At 37.1% G+C, this 12,806-nt stretch carries 10 protein-coding genes; 6 read left to right on the plus strand and 4 right to left on the minus strand.

The genetic code is table 11. The features are described from left to right. Window positions 1-207 precede the first annotated feature (207 nt). The 5 genes from ACNQFZ_RS13275 (at window position 208) to ACNQFZ_RS13295 (ending at window position 4,605) form a co-directional block, all read left to right on the plus strand. Window positions 208-1,746 carry a YifB family Mg chelatase-like AAA ATPase gene (locus ACNQFZ_RS13275; protein ID WP_458411819.1) on the plus strand — a complete coding sequence of 513 codons (1,539 nt, stop codon included), beginning with the start codon at window positions 208-210 and terminating at the stop codon, window positions 1,744-1,746. 1 nt (window position 1,747) lies between these two features. Next, window positions 1,748-2,821: a DNA-processing protein DprA gene (gene dprA, locus ACNQFZ_RS13280; RefSeq protein WP_458411820.1), complete on the plus strand. Its 1,074-nt coding sequence runs from the start codon at window positions 1,748-1,750 to the stop codon at window positions 2,819-2,821. Between the two features lie 412 nt (window positions 2,822-3,233). Then, window positions 3,234-3,680: a hypothetical protein gene (locus ACNQFZ_RS13285; RefSeq protein WP_458411821.1), complete on the plus strand. Its 447-nt coding sequence runs from the start codon at window positions 3,234-3,236 to the stop codon at window positions 3,678-3,680. Window positions 3,681-3,683: 3 nt separating this feature from the next. Continuing rightward, window positions 3,684-3,848 carry a hypothetical protein gene (locus tag ACNQFZ_RS13290; RefSeq protein WP_458411822.1) on the plus strand — a complete coding sequence of 55 codons (165 nt, stop codon included), beginning with the start codon at window positions 3,684-3,686 and terminating at the stop codon, window positions 3,846-3,848. Window positions 3,849-3,918: 70 nt separating this feature from the next. Beyond that, complete coding sequence (locus ACNQFZ_RS13295; protein WP_458411823.1) at window positions 3,919-4,605, plus strand: hypothetical protein; 687 nt, start codon at window positions 3,919-3,921, stop codon at window positions 4,603-4,605. A gap of 88 nt (window positions 4,606-4,693) precedes the next feature. Here ACNQFZ_RS13295 and ACNQFZ_RS13300 read toward each other — a convergent pair whose 3' ends face one another. Further along, on the minus strand, window positions 4,694-5,176 hold the full coding sequence (locus ACNQFZ_RS13300) for a YwpF family protein (protein WP_458411824.1): 483 nt from the start codon (window positions 5,174-5,176) through the stop codon (window positions 4,694-4,696). A 693-nt stretch (window positions 5,177-5,869) separates the two neighbouring features. Between ACNQFZ_RS13300 and ssb the strand changes: the two genes are divergently transcribed. Beyond that, window positions 5,870-6,253 carry a single-stranded DNA-binding protein gene (ssb, locus tag ACNQFZ_RS13305; RefSeq protein ID WP_458411825.1) on the plus strand — a complete coding sequence of 128 codons (384 nt, stop codon included), beginning with the start codon at window positions 5,870-5,872 and terminating at the stop codon, window positions 6,251-6,253. Between the two features lie 38 nt (window positions 6,254-6,291). On the opposite strand, the gene ACNQFZ_RS13310 is transcribed toward ssb, so the two are convergent. From ACNQFZ_RS13310 to ACNQFZ_RS13320, 3 genes are all read right to left on the minus strand, one after another. Further along, window positions 6,292-7,347 carry a multicopper oxidase domain-containing protein gene (locus ACNQFZ_RS13310; RefSeq protein WP_458411826.1) on the minus strand — a complete coding sequence of 352 codons (1,056 nt, stop codon included), beginning with the start codon at window positions 7,345-7,347 and terminating at the stop codon, window positions 6,292-6,294. Between the two features lie 397 nt (window positions 7,348-7,744). After that, on the minus strand, window positions 7,745-10,648 hold the full coding sequence (locus ACNQFZ_RS13315) for a DEAD/DEAH box helicase (RefSeq protein WP_458411827.1): 2,904 nt from the start codon (window positions 10,646-10,648) through the stop codon (window positions 7,745-7,747). Continuing rightward, window positions 10,641-12,347: an SWIM zinc finger family protein gene (locus ACNQFZ_RS13320; protein WP_458411828.1), complete on the minus strand. Its 1,707-nt coding sequence runs from the start codon at window positions 12,345-12,347 to the stop codon at window positions 10,641-10,643. Before ACNQFZ_RS13320 ends, ACNQFZ_RS13315 begins: the two co-directional genes overlap by 8 nt. Window positions 12,348-12,806: the final 459 nt, after the last annotated feature.

Raw genomic sequence — 12,806 nt, forward strand, 5'->3', positions numbered from 1 at the left:
ATCGCAACCTGGTGCTAAATACCCCAATAAACCAGATCCACTTTTTAATGACACGAGTCAATTTCTTTCATTAATTCCGCATCCTCAACAGGATTAACTACCAAGACCTTTTGCTTTTCGAAAAAAGCCACATCATAATTTTCAAATAACCACAAAAATAGAATGAGATAACGAAGATTCCGATAACAAGTGAGGTGACCGAAGAATATGGCATCAACTGTGTTTAGTTTTAGTATTTCCGGCGTCGATGGGTATGTCGTAGAAGTCGAAACTGATATTATTCACGGCCTACCGTCAGTTTCCATTGTGGGACTTGGAGATGCAGCGGTTAAAGAGGCGAAAGAGAGACTGGTTTCAGCCATCAAGACAGCTGGTTTTGAATTTCCGATGTTTAAGCTTGTCATTAATCTTGCCCCTTCAGATATGAAAAAAAGAGGCACACATTTTGATTTAGCCATGGCAATTGGCATTTTATCAAGGTCAAATCAAATTAAGGTCCATCCAGATTCCCTGAAATTATTTGGATTTATCGGGGAACTTTCACTTAACGCTGAAATAAGGCCTTCTTCTGGTGTTTTGCCAATGGTGATGAAAGCTAGAAGGGAAGGAATTCGCCATTTAATTGTGCCAAAGGAGAATGTTGAAGAGGCCCTCCTAGTCGATGATATTAATATTTACCGCGCTGATTCACTACTGGATGTTGTGGATCTGCTTGAAGGCTATCGCTCACTTGAGCCGGAAAAAAAATCCCCACAAACTCAACGTCCAGCATCTTATGAAAATCTGGATTTCGCAGATGTCAGAGGACATGAGCAACTCATAAAATATATTACTGTAGCGGCAGCGGGTAATCACAATCTCCTACTTTCAGGACCACCAGGCTGCGGCAAATCAATGATTGCCAAAAGAATCCCTACCATCCTTCCGACAATGACAGAAGAGGAATCCCTTGAAGTCACAAAAATATACAGTGTAGCAAACCTACTGAAATTCAAAGGCAATCTTATTGTGAATCGTCCATTCCGTTCCCCACATCATAGTATTTCACAACATGCACTAATTGGTGGTAGTTACCATGCGACACCTGGTGAAGTTTCCCTTGCACATTACGGCGTTTTATTTCTAGATGAAATAGCTGAATTTAATAGGCACACGCTGGACTCATTGCGGCAACCACTTGAGGATCATGTAGTAACTATTTCTAGAGTCAATCATACGAATACATATCCTTCCAACTTTATGCTTGTTGCAGCCATGAATCCTTGTCCGTGCGGATATTATGGCACGGATAAATGCCGCTGCACAGATTACGAGATTCATAGATACCGACAGAAATTATCTGGCCCGATATTGGATCGCATCGATATCCAGAAGCATGTTTCTTCCGTTAATTTTTTTGAAGAAAAATATGCCGGAATAACTTCTGTGCAAATCAGGGCGAAGGTTGAAGATGCACGGGAAATTCAACGAAAACGATATAAAAATTATCCTGAAATAAACTGTAATGCTGATTTAACTCCAGCTTATATAAAAAAATATTGTAAATTAGATCGTGATAATGAGGCAATAATTAAAGAAGCCTACAACAGGTTTCACTATAGTGCTAGAACATTGCATAAATTCTTAAAGGTTGCCAGAACTTTTGCAGATCTTGACCATTCACTGGACATTCGGAAAATTGATTTGATGAACAGCCTGATGTCTAGAGATATTGATAAAGAACAACGGGATTTTTTGGTGGTGTAATATGACGAAAATATACTGGTTATGGCTATCAACACTACCAAACATAGGTCCGGTTTTACAAAAAAGATTAATAAAATATTACCGTACACCTGAAAATGTATATTTCGCCAATCTACAAGAATTACAAAATAATATTGAGGGCGTTAACTCTCGTGTGCTTGAAGCCATTTCGCAAAATCGTTCACTTGATAAAGCAAAAAGAATTGAAGAATTATGTAATAAACAGGGCATTAAGATTCTTACAATTGATAGTAGAAATTATTCTAATATCGCAAAAGCATGTCCTGAGTCCCCCGTAGTTTTGTATGTGAAAGGCACCTTAAAACAAACACAAACCTCAGTTGCGATTGTCGGCACAAGAAGGTGTTCAGCTTATGGGAAACACATAGCGCAGCAAGCTGCTGTTGAACTTTCACATCACAATATTGCAATTATAAGCGGCATGGCAAAAGGAGTCGATGGGTACGCCCATACAGCAGCCATTCAAACCGGTGGTTATACAATTGCTTTTTTAGCAAATGGGGTTGACCTATGTTATCCCCCAGAACATCGCAGGCTTTATGAGCAAATGCTTGAAAGTGGAGCAATACTATCGAAATACCCGCCGGGTACGATTGCCTTTCCAAAGTATTTTTTGGAGCGGAATGCATTGATTAGTGCTTGGTCAGATAAAATCATTATTATCGAAGCCGGTGAGAGAAGCGGTGCTCTTACCACTGCAAATTTTGCTGATAAGTATAATCGGGAAATTTATGCTGTTCCTCATCGGATTGATGAACCGAATGGAAAAGGGTCAAATATTCTTTTAGAATCACATGCCAAGCCTTATTTGGGGATTCATTCGTTAAAAATACTAGATAATGCTATCAACAGGCCAGCTTTTACGAAAATACAAGAGGATCCAATTCTGCCTGGTGAAAAAGAGCTGTTAGCACTATTGCAGCATGCCCCTATGTTAATTTCTAAGACCCAGCAAGTTCTCAGCATGACAAAGGTGGAAATGGAGGAGCTGCTTTTTAATTTGGAACTAAAAGGGAAAATCAAAATTCACGGTGAATTTGTTTTGTTAAAATAATTTTTTAAAATTATAAATAACCTATTTACTAGGTATAAAGACCTATGCTATACTTACGACATAATTTTACAAGTAATCTATAAAATTATGACAAGTTTTTAACGAGGGATACAATATTGGGGAATACTTAAAATGAAAGCGGTATCATACAATCTTTGCTAAAACGCGACAAAAATTGGGTGATGTCGTTAAGGAATGGTTGTATAGGAGCGAAAGGTTTTTTTTAAAAAGTGTGGTTACTCCTTAACTCAAGCCTATTCGCTCTTATTACATAAATGATCCCCGTTTTATTTCGCATTACAAAACCTGCCCCGCATTATGACGCATTACAAAAGTAAGGCGCCCCTATTAAACCGCTGGCGGGAAGCCCTTTCCACCAGCGGTTTTAAAAAAATGAAGGGAGATGGAAAAAATGCAAAATACACTATTGCATAACAAGGGTAAAAAATTGAATATTATGGTTGAATCAATGGGTCAAAAGCAGCTTTCACACGATCTTACGCTTACAGAAGTCATTAAGAAAGAATTAAAATCCCTGAATAGGTTAAAAAAAGACTGTCTTAAACCAAATACAATTTATATTACCAAATCCTCTTATCATAGTCTGCAAATTGCATTAGCCTTTTGTTTTTCTAAGTCTTTAAATAAAAACCCTGGTAAGGTAACAGAGCTAATGTCCATTCTAAGCGATGATCATGAAGCATTATCATCAAATCAAATAATTCCCATTATAGACGGCTTAATTGAGTATATCAAACAAGGCAAGGAGAATTATGACCTTGAGGAAGCACTTTATCTATATAGATATTTATCACCACTCTTGTATTTGGTACAAAAGAAAAGGGGAAGTGCCTACTAGAAAATGGAAGAAAAAAGATGGAAGGTTATTTCATATATCAAAGAAGGGAAATCCATCATTCTTGTGAAAAACGAATATGTAGACAAAAATCAGTACTTCATTTTTAAAGTAGAAAGCAAAAGGGATGATCCACCAGATGATGCAGCCTCGGAGGCAATTGTAAGGTAAAATTGAGGCGGACGTTCAGGGAAACAATTATATGTTATACTGTAATCAATAAAGTATGGAGTTGTTTAAGATGAAGGAAACCTTAAACCAAATATTAAGCGAGATTAAAGGCATAAAAAACGATATATCAGATGTAAAACAAGATGTATCCGGCTTAAAACAAGATGTATCAAGCTTAAAACAGGATATGTCAGATGTAAAACAAGATGTATCCGGCTTAAAACAAGATGTATCGAACTTAAAACAAGATATGTCAGATGTAAAACAAGATGTATCCGGCTTAAAACAAGATGTATCGAACTTAAAACAAGATATGTCAGATGTAAAACAAGATGTATCAGTCTTAAAGCAAGATGTATCAAGCTTAAAACAGGATATGTCAGATGTAAAACAAGATGTATCCGGCTTAAAACAAGATGTATCGAACTTAAAACAAGATATGTCAGATGTAAAACAAGATGTATCAGTCTTAAAACAAGATGTATCAAGCTTAAAACAGGATATGTCAGATGTAAAACAAGATGTAGTAGTTTTAAAAGAGGGTCAAGAGCGAATCGAAACAAAAGTTGATAATCTTTCATCAGAACTGCGTAGTAATTTTAAATTTACAAACGATAAATTAGACGAACATCACAAAGTTTTTGGTGTTGTTTCTGACGAGATTAAAGGTGTAAAAGTAGATATTGAATATCTAAGTTCAAAAACTGGTAAGCATGATACTGAACTCAACAATATAATAAACAGAATTAGAGGTTAGAGTAGATTAGGCATAGTACAAAAATGCAAAGGATTCATTTTCCTTTGCATTTTTTTGTTTTAAAAAAATATTGATTTTACTATTTTACCTAAATAATATTGTTAGCTTTAATTTCTTTTATTTCATTTTCAACCATTACTTGAAAATCACTGCCGCGTTCCTTTTTAATTCGTCTAAACTCTTTTAATAATTTTTCTCCTGAAATTCCTTTTTGAATTAAATTATTTAGAATAATATCCGAGAACGTACCTTTGCGGATTAGCCTTTTTCCGTCTAACAGCAGTTGCAATTGGTCTGTTAAAAATTTAAGATCCCTTACCTTCGCAGCAAAGGATGCAGGAGTGTTGTCTATGCTGGTAATAATTGCTTCGACAACCATTGGCTCGTTATTTTTCTTTAAAGAAGTGAAAAATTGGTAAAAATCCTTATGAACGAGGCCTTCAATTAACCAGAGGTCATCTTTACACTCTTTATTAATAATTAAACCATCGTTTAATGGGATGCAGTGCTTTGTTGTTTGATTATTTAATTCAACGTAAACCGTTAAAGAACAAAGTCGAAACGACTTCACAGGCAGCGCACTCCTTTCGGGTACTAATTGTCTTACCGATATTATAACATGTTTTAAACATTTATTTACAGTTTAACCATGCCGTGTTGAAAAGTCCCACTTCTATCCTTGAGTGGTAGGGGTTTGGGAGATCCTATAAAAAAATTAATTTTTAATAAATACTCAATTTTATCCATCTACTTTTCTTTGGAATTTCAAAAATTCCCTAAGTAAAAATCGGAATTTTGTTGGAAGAAGAGGCTGTGAATTTCAATTTTGTCGGTTTGCATTCAGCTTCGTAAGTTAGTATTTTATTAGTAAGAAGGGAGGGTAATTAAGTGAAGATAGAAACTAGTGCAAAGATGACTAGAAGAAATAACTAAAAAAATCACGTTTCCAGTTCCGCTTGAGTTGAGAAAAACCTCAAAATGGTCTTTCTTTCTCATTCTTACAAAATGCTGTAACCCCCAATACAAAGGATCATTTGCCCACGATTCTTCATTTTGATAGAGGGTGAGGCTAAAAGAAGGAACATCCCCATTTTCCATTTCATCTATGTTTCGTCCTCATGAGAAATCGTACTTATGTGAAAAGAAATCAAAATTTCCAAGTTAATGAAACGTTTGTTTAAACTCCCGTGCCACAGCTTGAAGCTAATGACTAATCTTTTTATCGAATTACACTGTAAAAATAAAAGTGAGGGTGTGATTATCAATGATAAATCAAGTAACACTAGTGGGAAGAATCGCAAGGGATCCAGAATTGCGCTATACAGCCGATGGAGTTGCAGTCTCAAACTTTACTATTGCAGTTAATCGTAGTTATAAAAATGTGAAAGGCGAGTATGAAGCGGATTTTGTGCAATGTAATATTTGGCGTAAACAGGCGGAAAGTCTAGCAAACTATTGTTTAAAAGGATCTTTGGTTGGCATCACGGGCCGCCTCCAATCAAGGCATTATGATAATAATGAAGGAAAGCGCGTATATGTGACAGAAGTTGTAGCAGATGATGTTAGATTCATTAATTTGAAAAATAATGTCAACAAGGTCCCTGTTCCAATAATGGAAAAAAAATCAGGTGAAAACTCCTTCACCTGATTTCTTAGAAACTATCATATTGTCGAAATTCAAAACGATTATTTAGCTGCTGCTGCAGGGGCATCATCTTTGCCATCTTTCGTTACTTTTAAAATAGCTGCAGCTCCTTTTTGAACATCGTTAAATGAGTGCGTTACGATTGTATAGTTGCCTTCTTCAACTACTGTAAATTCAACAACTGCACCGCCGCTTGCTGGTAATGTTACAGTTTGCATTCCTTTAAGGTGGTTATAAGGGTTACCGTCAAGATATACGTCATCCATTACTGTACCAACTACGTGGAAGGAGCTTACTTTATTTGGACCTACGTTATTCACATATAATCTTACACGGTCACCAACTTTAGCTAATAGTGGATGCTCTTTTAATGTGAATGTATCACCATTTGTATTTGGTTGGCCTTCTTTTAAAGCTTTTGTTGAGAATACAACTTGGCTAGGAACACCGTTAGTCATATCATCTAAATCATTATATTTATACCATTCGTTTTGAACAAGAACATATTCTTTGTCAACTTGACTATCAGTTGGGTAACCATCTTTAGGTTTTACAATAATAACACCGTGCATGCCGTTTGCGATATGCTCTAATACTGGTTTTGTACCGCAGTGGTACATGAATACACCAGGATTGCTAGCTTTATAAGTAAATTTGCCATCTTTACCAGGCATTACATCGATAAACTTCTTAGATGGTGCTGCGTGTACGGCATGGAAATCCATGCTGTGTGGGATAGCTGGATCCATATTTTTAAGTGTAAAGTTGATTGTATCGCCTTCATTCACTACAACTAATGGACCAGGTGCTTGACCATTAAATGTCCAAGCTTTATACATTTTTCCTTTGTCGATTTCAATATCAGTGATTTGTGCAGTCATTTCAACGTTTACTTCATGATCTCCAACACGGTCCACTTTTAGAGGAGTTGGAGCTTGGTTTAAATCCTTATGCGGTGCAATCACTTGTGTTGCTGCTTCTGCTTTAGCTTGAGGAGGTGGGGCTACAGTTTTTGCTGTGTCATTTGCTCCACATGCTGCTAATAATAATGATGCACTTACTACAACTGGGATTGCGTATTTTTTACCTTTTAACATTTCGAATCACCTCATAAGTTTTTTGTTATATCAATCTATCATTTTCGAATCCTAAAATATTTGTGATATTTTTCACAATGTATATAAAAAATTTTTAAGCAACTGATTTACTATAACTATATTCATTTTGTTTAACGGTTTAGTGATTTTCATCACACCCCTGTTTCTTATCGTTTTAACTGTACGTACGTTATTTTCGTTGCTTACATTTTCATTGTAGCACTCCGAAAAAACTTTAAAATATGTCTGTGTGTCCAAACTATGAATAAACTATGTGTAAACTGTGAAGTAAAATGAAGGAAAGTATATAAGAAAAATAAAAACTATTAATACTGTGAAAAAGAAAAAAGAAGAAGAGTACAGGTTATTCAATGATACCCGTACTCTTCCTCTTGAATTACTCATTCCAATCCTTGCGAAGTGTAAACAAATCACGAAGTTCATCAGTTGATAACTCGGTAATCCAGTTTTCACCGGAAATGATTTCATCACTTAATGATTTCTTCTTTTCAATCATTTCGTCAATTTTTTCTTCCAATGTTCCCGTAGTGATAAGCTTGTGAACATGAACGAAGCGTTTTTGACCAATTCGATAGGCGCGATCGGTTGCTTGATTTTCAACCGCTGGATTCCACCAACGATCATAGTGGATGACATGATTCGCAGCGGTAAGATTCAGACCTGTTCCGCCGGCTTTTAATGATAAAATCAACAGCTTTTGTTCACCGGCTTGGAAGGAATCGATAATTCGATCCCGTTCATGCTTCTTTAAGCTCCCTTGTAGAAAATGAACAGTTTCGCCAAAATGCCCATGAACGACATGCTGAATTAATTTTCCCATTCCGATATACTGGGTAAAAATTAAACTGCTCTCGTTTTGATCCAAAATATTTTCAATCAGCTCTAACAGTTTTTCCATTTTATTAGACCGTTCAATTAAAGTGGACTCTGAAAAATCATCCTTTAAATAAAGGGCAGGATGGTTGCAAATTTGTTTTAGCTTTGTCAACATCGATAAAATCAAGCCGCGTCTTTCCATGCCCGACAGCTTTTCAATCCTGTCAAATGTATCCTGAATAAGTTGTTCGTAAAGTGACGCTTGCTCAACGGTAAGCGGAATATATTCTTTTTGCTCCTGTTTATCAGGTAAATTTAAGCTTACACTTTCATCTTTTTTCGTACGTCTCAGTAAAAATGGTTTTACAAGCTGTTGTACTTGTTTGATCATTTTTTCATCTTTATTTTTTTCAATTGGTGTTACATATCTTCTTACAAAGGAGGTCAGGCTTCCTAAATAACCTCTGTTCATAAAATCAAAGATGGTCCATAGTTCTGTGAGGCGGTTTTCTATCGGTGTACCCGTAAGCGCGATATGATGCTGACCGCTAAAACTCCGGATTGCCTTTGATTGCTTTGTAAAAGCATTTTTAATATTTTGCGCCTCATCAAGGCAAATGGTGCTCCAGAGGATACCTTTTAGATCCCCATCATCCATGGCTGACAACCCATAGGAAGTTAAAACAATATCGTAATCCTGAACAAGGCTAGCCAATTCTTCGCCCTTTTTTCTCGAACTTCCATAATGGAGATACACCTTTAAAGACGGAGAAAACTTTTGCAACTCCCTTTGCCAGTTTCCAAGAACAGACGTCGGGCAAATAATCAATGCCGGCATTTTTGGCTTTTCCTTCTCTTTTACGTATAAAAAGTAGGTAATCATTTGTACGGTTTTGCCGAGACCCATATCATCGGCAAGACATGCACCAAATTTAAACTTTCGCAGGAATACAAGCCATTCGACACCTTGCTGTTGATAGGCCCGTAATTCGCCATTCAAACTTTTTGGTACTTTAATAGAAGGAATAGTTGAGATATTGTGCAAATGGAAAAGTAGTTTTTCCAAATGAGTGTTTAACCCAATTTGAATTTGCGACAATGGGTTATCGAGTTCATGATCATTGTTGTCATCCGTGCCTGCAGCCGTCGTTAATTCTTGAGCCAGAATATCCTGGAAGGAAAGGCCTTCTTTCTTCACGCGCACCATGATTTCTTTTACTTGCTTGATAAAAGTAGGGTCCAGCTTCATCCATTTTCCGTTGACTTTGACTAGGCGGCGGTTTTGCTCCACTAATTGTAAAAATACATCTTCATCCAATTCAGCATTTCCAGTCGCGAATTTCCAATCAAAATCACCAATTGCTTGTAAGCCTAGCAATGATTGCTGGGCCGACCCAACTGAAGAACGCAGTTGAATTTTTAGCTTTGGATTCATCGCTCGAATTTCCTGCCACCATGCTGGGAGGAGAATTTCAACCCCTGCTTCTGCAAGCTGAATGCTCGCCTCGGTTAAAAATGTCCAAGCTTCATCCTCACGAAGGGTATGAATGATGTTGTTTTCATCGTCAGGTGATTTGAGCCAAGGAGCGATGTGGCACCATAGTGTGATGCTTTTGTTAATTTTATCTAGGAAACCATGCCATTCAGCGGGGATTTCCGGGTCTGTCCGTTCGTTTTGCCAGACGATCCAATGATTTGCATTTGTTTTATCCCGTAAAATAATATCCAATGTCCAGGTGTTGGAATCATTATTCGCAAAGTTGGTGGCTAATCCTTCATGAATAGCACTATCTTCAAACTCTTCAGCAACGGGCTCACTCAATCGCAATTCAACCGTAAATGGTGTTTGGTCCTCACTCCAACCTATGCGCTCCAGCCATGTTTCTTCATTTAAAAAGCTGGCTGACTCATCATGTAGGCCGGAACCTTCTTTTACTAATAATGGATATTTTTCCGAAATTATTTGCCAACGCTTGCTTAACTCCTCATCTTGCTCAACAAATCCCTTGATTGCTTCTGAAACCCAACTACGGACAAAATCAGGTGTAAACATCGATGGTTCTTTCTCAATCTCGTCAAGTGCCGTCGTGACTTTCCAACCAAATGTCCCAGCTTTCCACTGTTCAAAATCAGGAGAAAAATGCCCTTCTTGAATCTCTGTAAAAATAACCGGTGCCCACTTTTTTAGCCAGCCAATACGCTCGCTAAAGGCAAATGAAAACAGTGAACTCTGATGCCCTGGGTCCGAGAAATATTGCAGCAATTCCCACGATGACAACAAAACCCCTTCGTTCATTTCAGCAAAACTTGTGCCAAAATAGCTGTCGGCATGCCAAGAGAAGAGCAGTGGCCGCCACTCAGCCACCGGGACTATTCTTTTTTGCTGAGCGTGCTTTGCTGACATAAAAAAAAGTTTGGAGTCCAAATATTTGATATCAATTTCATATTCAAGTTGTTTAATCATTGATTAATTTTCCTTTCCCTTTTCGCAGTTCTTCTTGAAAGGCTCTTAATCTTTTGTATTTTGTTGAAAGCATGTGAATGTAGTGGTCCCATACATTTTCCTTTTTTAAAGCCTTGTAATGTGTACGCAATTTCCGCAAATATTTTACCGCTTGCCGATATGCATCACGGCTTTTCACAGAAATTTGCTCTTCCACCGCATTGTGATAAAGAGGAAGGAGGCAGACCCGGTCCTCGCTTTCGATTTCTTTTAAAAGGTCACGGTCCATCTTTTCAATTGGTATACCAATAAATAACTGGAGCTCTGTCCACTTTTTATATTCGTTGTTCTCCAATAAATGTTCGGAGAAATCAACGTAGCTGTATGGCAGCCATCTATGCAAAGTATTGATGAAAATAGACTCGTCGTTTATTTCATTCATATATAACTTAATAAAGTATAAGTAAAAGGATGTGAGCTGTTGCTTTAGCTGCTGGTCGCCATATTGATGGAAAAAATCATGCATTCTTTCCACAATGAAAGGTTGCCATGCCTCAAAGCGTTGCCAAAGCTTATTTTGCGCTAATGATTTAAACCATGTTGTATAATAGAAAACCTCGTTTGCTGGTCCATCTGAAAGACGCTGCATAGCTTCTTGATCTTTTTCTACCATGAAATCAAAGTGGGCAAGGGCTAAGCGACACTCTGAAGAAAAATTGACCTTTCCTTGTTGCTTCAATTTTTCCTCATCTTTGCTGCGGTCTACGAATTTCTGGGCAAGCTCATCAAGGGATTCTTTTTTACGAATCAAATTTGTACAAACGACTTGAAAGAGGTAAAAACGCTCATATTGAAAGTCTCTTGTTAGTAAAAAAATATCCATCATCCGTGCAGGTGTTGCCTGCAAAATCATTTCATCTGCATCGGTTTGCTTGAAATGACATTCACGAGCATTGAATGCAAGCTCAACAATGTCAGATGTAATTTCCTTTAAATATTTTCCGGTATAATGATTGGAATAAGTAGTGGCATAGCTGTCTCTAGCTGATTCCAGTATTTTTTCAAAAACAGTCACTGCAGCGTGGAGATGAAATAATATTTCGCCATAAGGTGATGACGGCATTGGCGTATCCATTAGGGCAGGGTAGTATGTCTCATACAGGTCCTCTGCAATATTTGAATTTCGCGGATAGTTCCAGTATGTCGCTTTTACAGCCTCCCGTTTTTTTGTAAACTGCACATATTTTTCATTAAAATAAGCAAGCCAGCTTTCAAGTGAATCTTCCTGATACATGCGCTCCTTTTTCTTAGAGGCATCAAAAATGGTTCTTTTCGGCGTTGACGGCATTTTTTCAGTTGCTTTGTATTGATGACCAGCTTTCCAGTTATTAAAAAATTCTCCGGGACTGTCAAACAATGAAAAGACATAAAAAAGTGCCGCTAATTTATGAACACAAAAAAATTCTTCTTGTTGGCAACTGCAATAGCTAATTTCCATAAAATCCAACTCAAGCTCGACCTCATAATCCTCTCCATCATCAAGAACTGCGGCCTTAATCGTGTCGCCTTTAGCCGAAGCATTAAAAACAGCGCCATTTCTAAATAATGAAAGAGCCCGTTTCACTATTCTATAATCACCTTCAGAAGCGGGGCTGAATATCTCCTGAAGACCTTCGATACAGTATTTAATTTTTTCCTTTGGGATTTCGTTCACTAACATAAAGCAAAACACCACCAATTTTTAACTTGAGGTAAGACAAAATATGGCAATAACCAACTAAGCCTATCCTTCCATTATAATATAAATTTCAATATAACTGCTAATATATGGAGGTATTATTGTGCAGAATGGTTTACGGTTAAAACAAAAACGTCGAGGGTAAGGCTTACTGGCATGGTTAGCCCCAAATATTACAATTTTAATAAACTTCCATCCTGTAAAGACAATATTTTACAGATGTGTTATAATGAAACGGACAAAAATTGCGAGACTTTGTCGAATTATATATAAGTAGAATGATGCCAGTTCAGTAAAATAAGGCCAAATTCATCATAGGGACAGGTTTCCCGCCTGCCCCTCTATACTTTTGTCCTTTTTTGCGGGTTTGATAATTTTTAAGTTTTAAGCTATGTTTGAGATTGTCGAAAGAAAATGCTATGTTACTAAAATAATAGAATT

Source organism: Schinkia acidoalkalinis, from assembly GCF_054301215.1.

Coding starts and splice junctions, on each gene's coding strand:
- ACNQFZ_RS13275 (WP_458411819.1), top strand. CDS start 208: ATGGCATCAACTGTGTTTAGTTTTAGTATTTCCGGCGTCGATGGGTAT.
- dprA (WP_458411820.1), top strand. CDS start 1,748: ATGACGAAAATATACTGGTTATGGCTATCAACACTACCAAACATAGGT.
- ACNQFZ_RS13285 (WP_458411821.1), top strand. CDS start 3,234: ATGCAAAATACACTATTGCATAACAAGGGTAAAAAATTGAATATTATG.
- ACNQFZ_RS13290 (WP_458411822.1), top strand. CDS start 3,684: ATGGAAGAAAAAAGATGGAAGGTTATTTCATATATCAAAGAAGGGAAA.
- ACNQFZ_RS13295 (WP_458411823.1), top strand. CDS start 3,919: ATGAAGGAAACCTTAAACCAAATATTAAGCGAGATTAAAGGCATAAAA.
- ssb (WP_458411825.1), top strand. CDS start 5,870: ATGATAAATCAAGTAACACTAGTGGGAAGAATCGCAAGGGATCCAGAA.
- ACNQFZ_RS13310 (WP_458411826.1), bottom strand. CDS start 7,347: ATGTTAAAAGGTAAAAAATACGCAATCCCAGTTGTAGTAAGTGCATCA.
- ACNQFZ_RS13315 (WP_458411827.1), bottom strand. CDS start 10,648: ATGATTAAACAACTTGAATATGAAATTGATATCAAATATTTGGACTCC.
- ACNQFZ_RS13320 (WP_458411828.1), bottom strand. CDS start 12,347: ATGTTAGTGAACGAAATCCCAAAGGAAAAAATTAAATACTGTATCGAA.